Annotated in this window: 18 protein-coding genes and 1 tRNA gene; 16 read left to right on the forward strand and 3 right to left on the reverse strand. The window is 35.6% G+C overall.

Annotated features, from left to right (window positions below):
* Window positions 1-100 precede the first annotated feature (100 nt).
* Window positions 101-757 (forward strand): hypothetical protein, encoded by a 657-nt coding sequence (locus tag WMO42_RS04705; RefSeq protein ID WP_349191664.1) that lies wholly within the window; start codon window positions 101-103, stop codon window positions 755-757.
* Between the two features lie 107 nt (window positions 758-864).
* On the opposite strand, the gene WMO42_RS04710 is transcribed toward WMO42_RS04705, so the two are convergent.
* Complete coding sequence (locus WMO42_RS04710; RefSeq protein WP_022501231.1) at window positions 865-1203, reverse strand: P-II family nitrogen regulator; 339 nt, start codon at window positions 1201-1203, stop codon at window positions 865-867.
* Between the two features lie 75 nt (window positions 1204-1278).
* Window positions 1279-1821, reverse strand: coding sequence for a hypothetical protein (locus WMO42_RS04715; RefSeq protein ID WP_090141072.1), 543 nt, complete (start codon window positions 1819-1821; stop codon window positions 1279-1281).
* 406 nt (window positions 1822-2227) lie between these two features.
* Between WMO42_RS04715 and WMO42_RS04720 the strand changes: the two genes are divergently transcribed.
* The 7 genes from WMO42_RS04720 to WMO42_RS04750 all read left to right on the forward strand — a co-directional run bounded on the left by WMO42_RS04720 (window position 2228) and on the right by WMO42_RS04750 (window position 6823).
* Window positions 2228-3124 carry a phosphatidylglycerol lysyltransferase domain-containing protein gene (locus tag WMO42_RS04720; protein WP_349191665.1) on the forward strand — a complete coding sequence of 299 codons (897 nt, stop codon included), beginning with the start codon at window positions 2228-2230 and terminating at the stop codon, window positions 3122-3124.
* 48 nt (window positions 3125-3172) lie between these two features.
* Window positions 3173-3670, forward strand: coding sequence for a hypothetical protein (locus tag WMO42_RS04725; protein WP_055173927.1), 498 nt, complete (start codon window positions 3173-3175; stop codon window positions 3668-3670).
* Window positions 3671-3738: 68 nt separating this feature from the next.
* On the forward strand, window positions 3739-4161 hold the full coding sequence (locus WMO42_RS04730; protein WP_055173928.1) for a hypothetical protein: 423 nt from the start codon (window positions 3739-3741) through the stop codon (window positions 4159-4161).
* Window positions 4162-4293: 132 nt separating this feature from the next.
* Window positions 4294-4366: transfer RNA gene (locus WMO42_RS04735), tRNA-Gln, on the forward strand.
* A 146-nt stretch (window positions 4367-4512) separates the two neighbouring features.
* Entirely contained in the window at window positions 4513-5337 is an 825-nt protein-coding gene (locus WMO42_RS04740; RefSeq protein WP_349191666.1) for a S1-like domain-containing RNA-binding protein, read from the forward strand.
* 149 nt (window positions 5338-5486) lie between these two features.
* Complete coding sequence (locus WMO42_RS04745) at window positions 5487-5864, forward strand: RidA family protein (RefSeq protein WP_022501237.1); 378 nt, start codon at window positions 5487-5489, stop codon at window positions 5862-5864.
* Window positions 5855-6823 (forward strand): type II CAAX endopeptidase family protein, encoded by a 969-nt coding sequence (locus WMO42_RS04750; RefSeq protein ID WP_055173930.1) that lies wholly within the window; start codon window positions 5855-5857, stop codon window positions 6821-6823. The genes WMO42_RS04745 and WMO42_RS04750 overlap by 10 nt, the downstream gene beginning before the upstream one ends.
* A 140-nt stretch (window positions 6824-6963) precedes the next feature.
* Here the strand turns inward: WMO42_RS04750 and WMO42_RS04755 are convergent, their stop codons facing one another.
* The gene (locus tag WMO42_RS04755; RefSeq protein WP_022501239.1) at window positions 6964-7140 is read right to left on the reverse strand and encodes a YjfB family protein; all 177 of its coding nucleotides are present in this window, start codon (window positions 7138-7140) and stop codon (window positions 6964-6966) included.
* A gap of 181 nt (window positions 7141-7321) precedes the next feature.
* Between WMO42_RS04755 and WMO42_RS04760 the strand changes: the two genes are divergently transcribed.
* The 8 genes from WMO42_RS04760 to uvrB all read left to right on the forward strand — a co-directional run bounded on the left by WMO42_RS04760 (window position 7322) and on the right by uvrB (window position 17246).
* The gene (locus WMO42_RS04760) at window positions 7322-7996 is read left to right on the forward strand and encodes a YitT family protein (protein ID WP_349191667.1); all 675 of its coding nucleotides are present in this window, start codon (window positions 7322-7324) and stop codon (window positions 7994-7996) included.
* A gap of 173 nt (window positions 7997-8169) precedes the next feature.
* The gene (ugpC, locus tag WMO42_RS04765) at window positions 8170-9285 is read left to right on the forward strand and encodes a sn-glycerol-3-phosphate ABC transporter ATP-binding protein UgpC (protein WP_022501241.1); all 1116 of its coding nucleotides are present in this window, start codon (window positions 8170-8172) and stop codon (window positions 9283-9285) included.
* 160 nt (window positions 9286-9445) lie between these two features.
* Entirely contained in the window at window positions 9446-10537 is a 1092-nt protein-coding gene (locus WMO42_RS04770) for a helix-turn-helix domain-containing protein (protein ID WP_022501242.1), read from the forward strand.
* Window positions 10538-10555: 18 nt separating this feature from the next.
* Complete coding sequence (ftsE, locus tag WMO42_RS04775; protein ID WP_022501243.1) at window positions 10556-11242, forward strand: cell division ATP-binding protein FtsE; 687 nt, start codon at window positions 10556-10558, stop codon at window positions 11240-11242.
* Complete coding sequence (ftsX, locus tag WMO42_RS04780) at window positions 11232-12140, forward strand: permease-like cell division protein FtsX (protein ID WP_022501244.1); 909 nt, start codon at window positions 11232-11234, stop codon at window positions 12138-12140. Before ftsE ends, ftsX begins: the two co-directional genes overlap by 11 nt.
* Window positions 12141-12346: 206 nt before the next feature.
* Window positions 12347-13540, forward strand: coding sequence for a peptidoglycan DD-metalloendopeptidase family protein (locus WMO42_RS04785; RefSeq protein ID WP_318295654.1), 1194 nt, complete (start codon window positions 12347-12349; stop codon window positions 13538-13540).
* Window positions 13541-13568: 28 nt separating this feature from the next.
* Complete coding sequence (locus WMO42_RS04790) at window positions 13569-15005, forward strand: S41 family peptidase (protein ID WP_242858671.1); 1437 nt, start codon at window positions 13569-13571, stop codon at window positions 15003-15005.
* 240 nt (window positions 15006-15245) lie between these two features.
* Window positions 15246-17246, forward strand: a complete 2001-nt coding sequence (uvrB, locus tag WMO42_RS04795) for an excinuclease ABC subunit UvrB (protein WP_022501247.1) — start codon at window positions 15246-15248, stop codon at window positions 17244-17246.
* The last annotated feature ends 40 nt before the right edge of the window (window positions 17247-17286 follow it).

Below are 17286 nucleotides of genomic sequence, written 5' to 3' on the forward strand. Positions count from 1 at the left end.
GCCCTAAATAAAGGCATATAAAGTGTTATAATCCAGCTTGAGAACAAGATAAAATGACAAAGTCAGTTAAAAAACTTAGAAAAATGTAGGAGGAAGTTCAATGGCAGTAGGCGGAATAGGCAGTTTTAGTGCATTGACTAGTTACAGTGGAGTTAATAGCAGTAAAGCTAATAGTGAGCTGGAATTTGATAAAATCTACCAGCAGAAAACAGATAGTGTAGAGATAAATTCAACAGCAGGAAACAATGACATAATGACAATATATGAAATGTTATGTTCAGAATTTCCAGAAGCTAATTACATATTGGAAGATAGAAGTGATGAAGGAAATCTGTTTTTTAATAATGTTGATACACGAATAGGAAAAGATTTTGGAAATCCAAGTAAAAAGAATGTATTTATAGATGTGGGGGTAATTAAGAAAATACAAGAAGACCCGTCTTATTATTTAGAAGCCAAGTTGGATTTGCAACAAATAATTGAACATTATGATGAGGCACGAACCCACGGTGGTTCAGATTTGCCATATACTACTGGTGAGCTTGATTATGAAAATGGTAGAATACAAGCTGGATGGAGGTATGATAGTAAGTGTTGTCAGGAAGCTGTGGCAAAAGAAGTTAAAAAGCTGGAGAGTCCTAAATTATCAGATGCAATCAATTATGACTATATTAAAGATAAGATGGATACTATGCTGGATGATTTTATGGATAAAGTAACGGAAGGTATAGTAGGAGAAGATAAAGAAGGAAAGTGAATAGTGAACTTTCGAGATTATGAAAAAAGTTTGTAAATTCAAACTTCTATAATAAATAAGAGCTGGAGGTATGCTTTCAGCTCTTATTTATTATAGTCAGGACAGTCCTAAAGAGCATCTTCTCCACGTTCGCCAGTACGAATACGAATGGCATCAGTTACTTCATAGACGAAGATTTTGCCATCGCCATATACACCAGTGTTGATTTCTTCGATAATCTGGTCAATGATTTGTTCGTAGGTTTCATCAGATACAATAGATTCAACCTTTACTTTAGGCAGCAGGTTGCCGCCGAAGTCAACGCCGTTGTATACCTGCTTATGTCCTTTCTGGCTTCCGTAACCCATTATATTAGTAATCATAAGCCCGTGAGCGTTGTTATTGTTAAGAATTACCTTTAAATCGTCAAGTCTTTCTGGACGTATAATTATTTCGAGTTTTTTCATAATTAAGCCTCATTTCTGCGCACGCTTCTAGTGCATAGTGAATTTGTTAAAAATGCATTATTAATATTCATAAAATTAATCTTCATAAAGCTGTTTGCTTGAGCTGTAAACTGTGAAGCAGTAGTATAAAGCACATATTCCAACGAGAGCTTCAACAAGTATTGAATATAAAGAAATTGTTGAACCAAATATCATAAAATGTGCAAATACAGCAGCCGATAAAATAAGCCAGGTCATTTGATAATTACGTGTTACAGCAGATTTCTCCTGAATATTAGATTCCATAATAAGTGCTTCTGTAAAATAATAAGTAAAATAGATTGCAAATATTACAGTTATTCCAAGTGAAATAGTAAGCATTGAGCCAGCAGCTTCCTGCCAGTCAATAAAGTTGATGACCTGTGCGATGACAGAAGCAATAAAGCCGACAATAGCAACAATGCCGGATTTTTTGAATCTGGAGTTACGGTTAATCATTGGAAGTACGCCAATTATAATTAAGAGAAAACCAACGCAGTCATTAGTTACATCAATATTAATATGACCAAATGTTACGTTGAAACGCATAGAAATAATTAATATTCCTACAAGAATTAAAATAATATTTTTTTTGTTCATATTCTGTGTCTTTAAGGAAAAGACATCTCCTTTCGATATAGTCTTTCAATACAATATAATATTTTAGGTAGATTATTTCAATAAAAATTGTATTAAATAACAGATAATGGAAAGCTTGATAAAGTAAGCTTTCCGTTATTATCAAAAATTGGTTGTTGATATGACACTAAACTGTACTATCTAATGGTATGTAATATAGCAGGAAATATACTATCTTATATACTATAAGTATAGTATGATATACAATAAGCTATATGTCAAATAAAAAAGAAAAGTTAATTTTAGGGGGATTTTACAGAGGTTTAACACATAATTTATATGGGGAATAGTTGTTTATTATAAATGTGTGTGCTAGAATGTCAGATAATTATCATAAGCCCTATGTGCTTTAGAAATGGAGATGTGTATGTTAGATTGGAATACTCCAAAGCTTAGTGATAAAGAATGGATAGAAAAGTGCGTAAAAGAGTCACAATATATAGGGAGTGACGCGGCATTTGCCAATATATACCTGTTAAGAAGCAAATATAATATAAAGGTGACATATTATAAGGATTTACTCATAAGATATTATGAGGGGCTTGGCAATAGAAAAGGGTATACCTTTCCATTGGGAAGAAAAGATGTGTTATCCGCGCTTTATGCAATAGAGCAGGACGCTAAGGAAATGAACAGACCATTGGAGTTCTGTTTTGTGACAGAGGAACAGAAAGAAATATTAGAGAATACATTTGCAGGCAGGACAGAGAGTTCATCAGATGCAGGCGATTACGATTATATATATGGACAGCCAGAACTTTCACTGCTTAGTGGAAGAACATATCATAAGAAGAAGAACCACGTTTCAAAATTTAAAAGGACATATGAGGATTATATGTTCTGTGAAATAGGAAATGGTAATCTTGATGATGTTATGCTTATAGAAGATGAGTGGTATTATGACCGCTTACAGCAGGACGACACTTCTGCAATGAAGGAATATGAGGCAATAAGGGAAGCAGTTGATAATTTTGAAGAATTGTCGCTTTCTGGTGGAATTATTTATGCGAATAATGTTCCTGTGGCTATGACAATAGCATCATATATTAATGATGCTGCGGTCGATATACATTTTGAGAAGGCAGTCGGGGAATATGCTGTTAATGGTGGATTTGCCGCGATTAACCAGATGTATGCTTCAACGCTTAAAGATGTTAAATTTATTAACAGGGAAGAAGATATTAACATACCAGGTTTAAGAAAGGCGAAGGAGTCATATCATCCTAAGTTTATGCTTAAAAAATATGGTGTGAGAGTGAAATAAAATGCGTGTAGAATAATATATGCGTAAGAATAAGGAGTAATATACAATATGCTGTCAAAGGTATTATCAAAAGAAACTTGTGCAAAATGCCGTTTTTGCTGTTCGTTTAGAAGGTGCAGTCTTTGGGAAACACCTTTATTTCCTAAAAATGAGTGTGAAAAATTATCAAAGGATAATGAATATGGTGTCAAATCAGATTTTCAGATGCAGGGAGAGTATGGGCAGATGAAGTTTTTACACAAATATTGTACACAGGATAGTGAGGAAGAAGCAGCTTGTGATTACCTTGATGAACATAAGGGATGTATTCTTTCACAAGAGGACAAACCATTTGATTGTAAGATATGGCCTCTTAGAATAATGAGAAAAGGCGACAGGCTTGTAATAGCACTTACACCAACTTGTCCTTCGATAGGAAGAGAGCCGTCAGAGGAGTTAAAAGAGCTTGTGAATAACGGCTTAGGTGAGGTTATATATAATTATGCAAAGGAAAATCCATTTATTATTAAAGAATATAAAGAGGGATTTCCTATAATCATGGGTTAACAAAGTATAAAGCTTGCCCGATATATCAATCGTATGTAGTAAAAAATGATTAGGAAAGGGGTCTGGTTATGACTGTTATAGGAGCAGGAAGTTATAGTATTAAAAGTGTTAATTATAATAATGACATAACTGTTATAAAAGATAATCAGGATACAGACACTAATGTTTCGTCATCCGGCATTAATTCAAAGCTTGATAATGCAGAAGCTGCCAGTGATAAGTCTGTAGATGATGTATATGCAGATGACGAACAGGTTAAGGAAGCTGATAAAACACCAAGACATTCTGATCCTAAGAATTTTACATTTGACTTCAAGAAAGGGAATGAATTCAATCTTGAGGGTGCGACTAGGGATTATGAAGATATTAATGTTAGTAAAGCACTTACAGATATGAAGAAAGATGAAGTTCTTGAACAATATAAGTTCTTTGTAGATTCTCCAAATCTTGGAACTGACACAGATGGAACGGTACGGATTGTAAGGCGTTAAAGGCGGTATTGCACGCTTTTTAAAGCACTTAATTTTATCACAGATAAAAAAATCAAAATTTTTAAAAAAATTCAAAAAAACACTTGCATTTTGTAAAATGATAGTATATAATTCATTTTGTTGTCACGACAATGGGCTTTCGCCAAGTGGTAAGGCACTGGATTCTGATTCCAGCATTTCGGGGGTTCGAATCCCTCAAGCCCAGCTTGTACCCTCGCATTTATTGCGAGGGTTTTTTGTTTAACAGGAAATTCCTATAGAATTTTTTATTGAATATACTTTCGGGCAGGTTTGCACTGCGGCTGCCAGAAAAGTATTCATCGGGGGTTATAATAATTAAAGGAGGCAGTTATGATACAATTGGGTAAAACACAATGTCTTAATATAATAAAGAAGACTGATTTCGGTGTATATCTTGGGACAGAAGATGATAAGGTGCTTCTTCCAAAGAAGCAGGTGCCTGAAGATATAGAGATAGGAGATGCACTTACGGTATTTGTATACAGGGATTCAAGCGACAGGCTTATAGCTACAACTAACACACCTAAGATTGAGTTAGGCGGACTTGCAAGACTTAAAGTGTCAGAGGTAAGCAGTATAGGTGCATTTCTTGACTGGGGACTTGAGAAGAATTTACTGCTTCCTTACAGGGAACAGACAACACACGTTAATACAGGCGATGAATACCTTGTAGCTTTATATATAGACAGAAGCAACAGACTTGCCGCAACAATGAAGGTAAGCAGATATCTTAAGACTACAGATAAGTATGTAAAGGATAGTGCTGTATCAGGAACTGTTATCGGAATTAAGCCAGATCACGGAATATATGTGGCTGTTGATGATAAATACTACGGATTTATAACAAGAAATGAAATGTCAGATAATATCAAAATCGGAGACGTAGTTCACGGAAGAGTTATAAAGGTAAGGGAAGATAATAAAATAACAATAAGTATACATCAGAAAGCTTATATACAGATGGACGAAGATTCAACACTTATCTATAATAAGATAGTTGAGCTTGGTGGAAGCCTTGGATTTACAGATAAGGCAGACCCGGAGGTTATAAAGAAGTATTTTAATATGAGCAAGAATGCTTTTAAGAGAGCAGTAGGAAGACTTTTAAAGCAGGAAAAGGTTGTTATTACAGAGAATTCAATAGTTTTAAAATAATAATAGTTCTAAAACAATATTTCTTGAATAAAGATAACTATTGTTATACAATTTAACCTGATGTGAATGATATATGTGTGATTTCAGATTAGATATGCACAGTTACACATCAACTTTTATATATGCGAAGGCATTAGAAGGAGGATAATATGCAGAAAGTTATTAGTACAGACAAAGCTCCAAGTGCAATTGGACCATACTCACAGGCTATTGAGATTAATGGAATGGTGTATACATCAGGTGTTATTCCGGTTATTCCAGCAACAGGAGAAATTGCTGAGGGCGGAGTAGAGGCTCAGGCAGAACAGGCTTTTAAAAATCTTTGCAATCTTGTAGAAGAGTCAGGTTCAAAGGTTGAGAATATTGTAAAGACAACAGTATTTATTAAAGAAATGAATGATTTTGGAAAGATTAATGAAATTTATAAGAAGTACTTCAAAGAACCATTTCCAGCTCGTTCTTGTGTAGAAGTTGCAAGACTTCCTAAAGATGTATTACTTGAAGTGGAAGCTATCGCATGGAAGTAAAAAAGATTAATTGTTTTATGCCGGTATTGATTGTTTCGTATGTATTTCTTTCATCATTAGTATCATTGCTGATGGTTGTGGCAATTAATCAGCTGGGTATTCATATACCAGGCTGGGTGTCTTACGTTATCAGCGAGGCAGTCATTATTGTAATAGGGCTTATATATATTGCTGTTATGGGAATAAGCATAAAGCGTGATATGCAATATCATATAATTGCATTTAAAGATGTAATTGTTTCTATACTTGCGGGTTATATGATGATACCTATGGTGCTGTTTATTAACAACGTTTCAATGCTTTTTTCAAAGAATTATCTTGAAGCGGCATCACAGACGTTGCTAACATATCCATTTGTGGTACAGATTATACTTATGGCAGTTATACCAGCACTTGTTGAAGAATTCATATTCAGAGGCTTGTTTTATGGAACGTATAGAAAATGCGGAGTATTAAAGGGAGCTCTTATGAGTGGCCTTGTGTTTGGACTATTCCACCTTAATATTAACCAGTTCTGTTATGCATTTGTCATTGGTGTTGTATTTGCGTTTTTGGTAGAGGCTACAGGTTCTATATGGTCATCAGTGCTTGCACATTTTGCGATTAATACTTATTCAATTACGATTATACAGCTTCTTAAGATTACAGGTACTTATGATACAATGCAGGAAGCGGCTGGTGAAACAGTAGTACAGAGTTCGTCAATTTCTATGTTACTGACACTTGCTATGCTTCTTGGAGTATCGATTGGATTTATGTCGCTTGTGTATCTGTGCATTAAGAAAATGGCACAGCATAATGGAAGATGGGAATATATCGTTAATGATGTGAAATCTTTCAGAGTGCAAGAAAATGCTGCGTCAGAACAGTCAGTTCCTCAGCAGAAGATTATGACAGTTCCAGCAATCGTTACAGTTATTGCAGTTGTTATATATATGATTGTAAGTGAAATATTTTAATTGGGAAATTAAATGAGTTAAGATAATTAATAATGAGCATAATTCGTATGCAGAATAATACGCCGTCAGTTATCAATAAAGATAATTGACGGCGTATTATTGGTTTAATGTATCAGATAAAAGGAGTAAGAAATATTCTGTTATATACGAATATCAATATTCTGTCCTAATTCAGGATTAACAGATGCTTCCATCATCTTAGTAAGACTGTCTCCTGATGTCTCAAGAGTGTCAAGAGATTGTCTGAGCACAGCAACCTGAACATCATTCACTACATTGATTGTACTTAAGTTAGTAGATAATCCAGCTATGTCCATATATAAATCCTCTCTTCTTTGGAATAATTAATAGATTAATATAATTATAAGCACATAACAGCCATAATGCAAGGGTAAATAGCTGAATATATATAAAGATACTGCAAAAAATAGTAACAGGACAATAAGCAGGGAGGCTGGATAATAAAGATAATAAGACATAGACCAGGAAATATGGATAATGATAATAAAAGAGAATGTTAAAAATATTAATTTAAAATGGATATATATAATTACAGGAACATTTCTTATGGCAATTGCATATAAAAGCATATATGATTCTGCTGGAATGGTTACAGGCGGAATATCAGGAATAAGTATCATAATAAGAAGATTGTCATTAATTGCAAAGGAAAGCTGGAAGTCGGGGTGGCTTCCGCAATCTGGCATACCGATATGGTTCACTAATATTATTCTTGATATTCCTTTATTCATATGGGCATACTGCAAAAAAGGCATAGATTATATTAAAGATACGCTTGCTGCTGATGCACTGCTTACATTTTTTATGGCAGTACTTCCAGCAGATACAAGAGTAGATGTAAGTTATTTAAAGACTGCCATAATTGGAGGCATAATGGCAGGTGTTGGTATTGGAATGGTATTAAGGACTGAGATTACGACGGGGGGAACGGATCTGCTGGCGGGTCTAATTGTTGAAAGAAGCAGATATTTAAGTGTGGTTGTAATTATGAATATAATTGATGCTCTTATAATAATAGCAGGAGCATTTACATTTGGAATAAGGGTTACGATGTATGCAATTCTGGCGATTGTTATAACAACTTTTATAGCTGAATTTATTATAAGATGGCATATGAAAGTCAAGAGTTTTGGTGATGTTAGTGAAGATTAATTGTGTAAATTTGTGCAAAATACACATCAATTTAATAATTATGGTAAAAGTGATAAAAAAGCAACTGCGATATTTGGCTAATTACCATATAGCCAAGGACAGGCATTTAGTGTAGAATAAGCAGTATCAGAAAGCGTGCATACGCTTTTTATATTTTAGGAGGAAAGTTTTCAATGGCAAGTTTATCACTTAAAAATGTTTGTAAAGTATATCCTAACGGCTTTGTAGCTGTTAAAGATTTCAACCTTGAAATCGCAGATCAGGAATTTATTATCTTCGTAGGACCATCTGGTTGTGGTAAGTCTACAACTCTTCGTATGATCGCTGGTCTTGAAGAAATCAGTTCTGGTGAATTATGGATCGGAGACAAGCTCGTTAATGATGTAGAGCCTAAGGATAGAGATATCGCTATGGTATTCCAGAATTATGCGTTATATCCACATATGTCAGTATATGACAATATGGCATTTGGTCTTAAGTTAAGAAAGGTACCTAAGGATGAAATAGATAAGTCAGTTCATGAAGCTGCTAAGATTCTTGATATCGAGCACTTACTTGATCGTAAGCCAAAGGCTCTTTCAGGTGGTCAGAGACAGAGAGTTGCTATGGGACGTGCTATCGTTCGTAGTCCTAAGGTATTCCTTATGGATGAGCCTCTTTCAAATCTTGATGCTAAGTTAAGAGTTCAGATGCGTGTTGAGATTTCTAAGCTTCATAAGAGATTACAGACAACAATCATCTACGTTACACATGACCAGACAGAGGCTATGACACTTGGTACAAGAATCGTAGTTCTTAAGGATGGTATTATACAGCAGGTAGATACACCTCAGAACCTTTACAATACACCTAACAACATTTTCGTTGCTGGTTTCATTGGTTCACCTCAGATGAATCTTATCGACGCTACAGTAGCTCAGGAAGGTTCACAGGCAGTTCTTAAGATGAGCGAAGAAGTTGTTATCAAACTTCCAGCTGAAAAGAGCAAGAAGCTTATCGATGAAGGTTATGTTGGAAAGACAGTTGTAGTTGGTATCCGTCCAGAAGACGTTAAAGATGATCCAGAATTTATCGCTGCTCATCAGGATACTAAGTTTAAGTCAACAATCAGAGTATATGAATTACTTGGTGCTGAAGTTAACCTTCACTATGAAATCGGTGATGTTACATGTACAGCTAAGGTTAATCCTAGAACAACAGCTCGTCCAGGTGATGAAGTTGAATTCGCTATGGATGTTGCAAGACTTCATGTATTTGATAAGGAAACAGAAATGGTAATTACTCACTAATTACTATACATAATTAGATATTTGTATTATTCAAATATAATTATTTTATAAAATTTAGAGGAAGTGTATAATTTCTATACATTTCCTCTTTTTTTTTTTGTCATTTTGCTTTACAATGATATAGTAAATGTCAAAAAGATGCGAAGGAATGGAGTATAATATGATTTCAAATCAGATTTTACAGACAACCGTTGATGGGTTAAAAGAAATATCACGAGTTGATTTATGTGTTATTGATGCAGAGGGCAAGGTTGTAGCTAAGACATTTGATAATGTTGCTGAATGTACAGCAGATGCACTTGTATTTATAGATTCACCAGCAGATAGTCAGGTGGTTAATGGATATCAGTTCTTTAAGGTTGTTGAAGATGGCAATCTTGAGTATATAATATTGGCTAAGGGAACAACTGATGATGTATTTATGTTAGGAAAGCTTGCAGCATTTCAGATACAGAATCTTTTAGTTGCTTATAAGGAAAGATTTGATAAGGATAACTTTATAAAGAATCTTCTTCTTGATAATCTTCTAAGGGTTGATATGTATACAAGAGCTGAGAAGCTTCATATTGATACGGATGTAAAGAGAGTTGTATATATTATTGAGACTAAGCACGAGAAAGATATTAATGCATTAGAGACAATAAGAACTTTATTTGCTTCAAGAACAAGGGATTTTATCACAGCAGTTGACGAGAAGAGTATAATACTTGTCAGAGAGGTTAAGAGTAATGAAACTTACGAAGACCTTGATAAGACAGCAGAAGTTATTATAGATATGTTAAATACAGAGGCTATGAGTTCTGCTCATATTGCTTATGGTACTATTGTTAATGATATAAGAGAAGTATCACGTTCTTACAAGGAAGCTAATATGGCTCTTGATGTAGGCAAGATATTCTATAGTGACAAGAATGTTGTTGCATATAACAGACTTGGTATTGGACGTTTAATATATCAGCTTCCACTTCCACTTTGTCAGATGTTCATAAGAGAGATATTTGACGGAAAGTCACCTGATGATTTAGATGAGGAGACATTATCAACAATTAACAAGTTCTTTGATAACAGCCTTAATGTATCAGAGACATCAAGACAGTTATATATCCACAGAAATACTCTTGTATACAGACTAGATAAGCTTCAGAAGACTACAGGCCTTGATTTGAGAGTGTTTGATGATGCCATAACATTTAAGATTGCACTTATGGTAGTTAAATATATGAAATATATGGAAAGTAAAGATACATACTAATTTGGAGGAATATTAATAATGATTATAATGGAAGATGTTACCAAAACGTATACATCTGGAGTTCCTGCTTTGAACGGAATTAATCTTCACGTTCAGAAAGGAGAATTCGTGTTTATAGTAGGTAAGAGTGGTTCAGGTAAGTCAACTCTTATAAAGCTTCTTCTTAAGGAACTTGACCCAACATCGGGTAAGATATACGTTAATAAAAAGTACCTTAATAAACTTACAAGAAAGAAGTTACCATATCTTAGAAGAGATATCGGTGTTGTATTTCAGGATTTCAGACTTTTACCAGATCGTAATATATACGATAATATTGCATTTGCACAGAAAGTTGTCGAAGCTCCTAATAAGAAGATTAAGAGCAGGGTTCTTGCTATGCTTTCAATGGTAGGACTTCTTGATAAGTATAAGTCATTTCCTAATGAGTTATCAGGTGGTGAACAGCAGAGAGTTGCCATAGCCAGAGCACTGGTTAATAAGCCAGCTATATTATTGTGCGATGAGCCTACAGGTAACCTTGACCCAGCTAATTCTAATGAGATTATGAAGATATTAGATCAGGTTAACAAGCAGGGAACAACAGTACTTGTTGTTACTCATAATATGGAGATAGTTCAGCAGATGAAGAAGAGAACTATTACTATGAGCGAAGGCAAGATTATCAGTGATTTGGAAAAAGGTGGTTATTTCTATGAAGATTAGATCGTTATTTTATCATATTAAAGACGGATTAAAGAACATCTATCGTAATAGATTGTTCTCTCTTGCGTCTATAGCAACAATTACAGCGTGTATATTCCTTTTTGGTGTATTCTATGCACTTGTATCCAATTTTCAGTATATGATTCATAAGGCTGAGAATGAAGTATGCGTAACAGTATTTTTCGATGAAGGACTTACAGACGCAGATATTAAGAAGCTTGGCGATACGATAAGCCAGCGTAATGAAGTGTCAAGAATTCATTATACATCAGCTGATGAAGCGTGGGAGAATTACAAGGCTGAGTATTTTAAAGATTACCCAGAACTTGCAGAAGGTTTCAAGGATGATAATCCTCTTGCTAATTCTTCATCATATGAGATATATCTTAATGAAGCTTCAAGTCAGGCTACACTTGTAACATACCTTGAAAATCTTGATGGCATAAGACAGGTTAACCGTTCAGAGGCAACAGCAAGTGGACTTGCTAGTGCCGCAAGACTTGTTAGTTACATAACAATAGCAATTATAGTTATTCTTCTTGCAGTATCTATATTCCTTATTACTAACACAATTGTAATAGGTATTACTGTCCGTAAAGAAGAGATTTCTATTATGAAGTATATAGGTGCTACAGATGCATTTGTTAATGCACCATTCTTCGTAGAAGGTATTGTAATTGGACTTGTTGGTTCAATTATTCCAATAGTTATTCTTAGATTTGTATATGAGAATATTATTAATTTTGTTATGAATAAGTTCTCGATACTTCAGAATATTCTTGCATTTATGCCGGTTAATGATGTATTCAGAATACTGGTTCCAGTAGGAATTCTTCTTGGTATCGGAATAGGTGCATTAGGAAGCTTCTTTGCTGTAAGAAAGCATGCTAATGTATAGCAGATAATATTAGCCAGACATAGGACTGCTGCATTGAATTATATGATTATGTATTATATATGAAGATTATATTATGTGATTGTATATGATATGTGGAAGTCCTATTTAAAAATAAAAATGGTATCCGACAGTATAGATTGTTATGCTATTGTTAAGCGGCTGTTTGTATGCATTTTATAAATGGTCTGACTGAATGGAGGAGTTGTATGAGGAGAGCATTAGCAAAAAGGCTTATTCCATTGTTGATGGTACTTGTGCTTGTAATACCATATTTTGCAGTGTCATATTATGATGTATATGGAGATGATAAGCAGAATCTCAATGATGCTAACAGCAAGAAAAAAGATTTGCAGAGCCAGTATGAACAGACAGAGAAAATAATTGAAGACTTAAAGGCACAGAACGATGATATGATAGCTTATATTGCCCAGCTTGATGCACAGATGTCCAGTGTTGATGGCGAGCTTAATGAGGTTAATGAGCAGGTTGAGCAGATAGAGGCTGAGATAGCGGATACGGAAGAAAAGCTTGCACAGGCAGAGATAGAGGCAGAAGAACAGTATAGTTCAATGAAGCTTAGAATTCAGTTTATGTATGAACATAATGATGAAACATATTTTGCATTGCTTATGAATTCCCAGAGTATGGGTGATATGCTTAATAAGGCGGAATATATTACAAAAATCTCACAGTATGACAGGGAAATGCTTGAAAAATATAATGCTACTGTTACTTATATAACTGTCGCCAAAGCACAGTTAGAAACAGACAGGGAGACACTTGTAACCAAGCAGGAGGAGCTTGAAGATAAGAGAGCTTCACTTTCACTGCTTGAGTCAACCAAGAAAAGTGAAATGGCTTCATTGCAGAAGAATAAGCAGCAGCAGGAGGATTATAAAGCTAAGATAGAAGCTGATATAAAGGCTCAGGACGAATATATTGCTAAGATAGAGGCAGAGATTAAGGCCAAGGAGAATAGTGGAAGTGCCAATGTTGTAAAATATGATGGTGGAAAGTTCAAGTGGCCTACAGAGTCAACAAGGATAACCTCACCTTATGGTGATACAGAGGGCAGAAGTTCTCCGCATAAGGGAATTGATATCGGTGCACTTAACAGAGGCGTTGCGGGTGATGCTATATATGCGGCGTATGATGGTGACGTGGTAATTGCGACATTTAGTTCATCAGCGGGGAATTATATTATGATTAATCACGGTGGTGGATTGTATACAAGATATCTGCATGCTTCAAAGCTTCTTGTCAGTGCAGGAACACATGTAACTAAGGGACAGAAGATAGCACTTATGGGAACAACTGGTGATTCTGACGGAGTTCATCTACATTTTGATGTAAGATATAACGGAAGTTATGTTTCACCTTGGAACTACTTAAGCAAATAAATATTAATAAATGCAGAGGCATATAGGTATGGACAATCAAAATAACAACATTTATTCAAATGATAATGTCAATAGTGACGATTTTAATGCTGGTGATAATATCAATGCAAGTAATAATGTTAATGCAGATAATGACAACAATGCCAGTAACAGAATTAATAATAGTGCTTCGGATAATCGTGGAAATATTGGTGATTTGTATGGAATGAATGATTTAAGAAGAAATGCACAGCCGCCAAGAAAGAAGAAATCACAAGGCTTTGCAAGTGGAATGATTATCGGTGCTGTATCAGCATTTATGGCTGTTATACTTCTAATATTAAGTGTGGCAGCAGTGTGTATAGCTAAAGGCTACATTCATATAGGTGTTAATGGAGATGTATATATACAATCTGATGCAGTCACAGATTCAGACGGAATTGGAAGTGAGGTAGAAGGCAAGCTTAATGCAATTGATTCTGTGCTTGAATCCTTTTATTTTGGTGATGTAGATGATGAAACCGCCAAAGATAACATTTACAAGGCGTATCTTAGTTCATATGGTGACAAGTATACCATGTATTATACAGCGGATGAATATAAAGCCTTAAAGGAGTCAACAAATGGCAAGTTCTATGGCATAGGAGCAGTCTGCCAGCTTAGCGGTGAAGGTGGTGTTCTTCTTGTAGATGTATATGATAATGGGGCAGGTTATCAGGCTGGACTCAGGAGTGGCGACAGGGTTGTAAATGTTGATGGCAGGGACATAACAGGTATGGAGCTTTCATCAGCCGTTGCACTTATTAAAGGCGACAAGGGTACATCTGTCACGCTGGAGGTCATTCGTGGAACTGAGCGACTGACATTTTCTGCGGTAAGAGATGCTGTTGAAGCAAAGACAGTGTCATATACACTTCTTGATAATAATATAGGTTATCTTTCGATATCACAGTTTGAGGAGGTAACAACAAAGCAGTTCAAGGCGGCTGTTGAAGATTTGCAGTCACAGGGTATGAAAGGACTTGTAATTGATATAAGAAACAATCCAGGCGGATTGCTTGATACGGTTGTAGGTATGCTTAAATATATGCTTCCTGACGGACTTATTGTGTATACAGAGGATAAGCAGGGCAATAGAAAAGAGTATAAAGGTCAGGATAATGATGAGTTCAATCTGCCACTGGCAGTCATTGTAAATGGCAATAGTGCCAGTGCCTCAGAGATATTTGCAGGTGCTATACAGGATTATGGCAAAGGAACGATAATTGGAACCCAGACATATGGCAAAGGAATTGTGCAGACAGTTAAACCACTTACAGATGGAAGTGCAATAAAGTTCACAATTGCCAAGTATTTTACACCAAAGGGTCAGGATATACACGGAAAAGGTGTTACTCCAGATATGGTAGTGGAATATGACACTGATGCAGATGTTGACACCCAGCTTGATGCGGCAATTAAGAATGTGGAAGCACAGATTAATTAAATATATGCAAATGGAAAATATATAAATTACAGTAAGCCTGATGGCTGATATGCAGATTGGCAGTTAGTTGAAATCTGTTGTGTATCAGCAGTCAGGTGATTTTTGTTATAAAATAAAACAAATGTTCTGTTTTAATAGACAAAGGCATTTATTTGTAGTAAAATCAATATATAAGGTAAATACTATTAAATAATATTGTTGTTGACTATTTTACTATAGATTAACGAAGGGAGAATTGTTATGGAATTCAAGTTACACGCTCCTTATAAACCGACAGGAGATCAGCCCCGTGCAATAGAGAAGCTTGTGCAGGGATTTGAAGAGGGTAATCAGTTCGAGACACTTGTCGGTGTTACAGGCTCTGGTAAGACATTTACTATGGCGAACATAATACAGCATGTGCAGAAGCCAACACTTATTATCAGTCATAATAAGACATTGGCGGCACAGTTATATAGCGAGATGAAAGAATTCTTTCCTGAGAATGCAGTAGAGTACTTTGTCTCCTATTATGATTATTATCAGCCAGAGGCTTATGTGCCACAGAGCGATACTTATATAGCCAAGGATTCTTCGATTAATGACGAGATAGATAAGTTAAGACATTCAGCAACAGCGGCACTGTCTGAAAGAAATGATGTAATCATAGTTGCTTCAGTTTCATGTATATATGGATTAGGTGCACCTATTGATTATAAGAATATGGTTATCTCACTTCGTCCAGGTATGGAAAAAGACAGGGATGAAATGATAAGAAAGCTTATAGATATACAGTATATGCGCAATGACCAGGATTTTAAGCGAGGAACATTCAGGGTAAGGGGAGATGTTGTAGAGATATATCCGTCAGCTTCCAGTGGAGATGCTGTGAGAGTAGAGTTTTTTGGTGATGAGATAGACAGGATAAGCGAGATTGATTCTCTTACCGGTGAGGTTAAATGTAACCTTGACCATGTTGCTATATTTCCTAATTCACATTATGTTGTTGAAAAAGAGAAGATGGAAAAGGCGATTGAGAATATAAAGAAAGAGCTTGCAGAGAGAATAGAGTATTTTAAGAGTGAGGATAAGCTTCTTGAGGCACAGAGAATAGAAGAACGAACGAACTTTGATATAGAGATGATGCAGGAAACAGGCTTCTGTTCAGGTATTGAGAATTATTCAAGACATTTAGCAGGGCTTCCGGCAGGGTGTCCACCATATACGCTTATGGACTATTTTCCAGATGATTTTATGATAATTGTTGATGAGTCACATATTACTATTCCACAGATAAGGGGAATGTATGCAGGCGATCAGGCAAGAAAGACGACACTTGTAGACTATGGCTTCAGGCTTCCTTCAGCGAAGGATAACAGACCGCTTAATTTTCAGGAGTTTGAGAGCAAGATATCACAGATGCTTTTTGTATCTGCTACGCCTAGCAGGTATGAGGAAGAACACGAACTTATGAGGGCAGAGCAGATTATAAGGCCTACAGGACTTCTTGATCCAGAGATAACAGTTAGACCAATAGAGGGTCAGATAGATGATCTTATAAGTGAGATTAATAAGGAAGTTGAGAAAAAGAATAAGATACTTGTAACTACACTTACCAAGCGTATGGCAGAGGATCTCACAGATTATCTTAAGGAAGTCGGCATAAGAGTCAAGTATCTTCATGCTGATATTGATACACTAGAGCGACAGAAGATTATAAGGGATATGCGACTTGACGGATTCGATGTGCTTGTTGGTATCAATCTGCTTAGAGAGGGACTTGATATTCCAGAGATAAGTCTTGTGGCTATTCTTGATGCTGATAAAGAGGGATTCTTAAGAACAGAGACTTCACTTATCCAGACGATAGGACGAGCTGCCAGAAATGCAGAGGGACACGTTATTATGTATGCAGATACTATAACAGAGTCTATGGAAAAGGCTATATCTGAGACGGAAAGACGTAGAAAGATACAGCAGGAGTACAATGAGGTACACGGAATAACCCCTCAGACTATAAAGAAGGCAGTAAGAGATCTTATAAGTATATCTAAGGCAGCAGAAGCAGATAATTCAAATGGAAGGCTTGATGTAGATTATGAATCTATGAGCATTAAAGATCTTGAAAAGGTTAAGAAGCAGATTGAGAAAAATATGCGTAAGGCTGCAGCAGAGCTTGACTTTGAACAGGCGGCTATGCTTCGTGATAAGATGATCGAGATTAATAAGTATATTTATGAGGATAAGAAGTCAGGCAGATAGAATTAATAGCTATTATACCAGGTGAGGCTATAAGTTCAAA

Source organism: Lachnospira sp. CLA-JM-H23, from assembly GCF_040096425.1.
Taxonomy (GTDB): Bacteria; Bacillota; Clostridia; order Lachnospirales; family Lachnospiraceae; genus Lachnospira; species Lachnospira rogosae.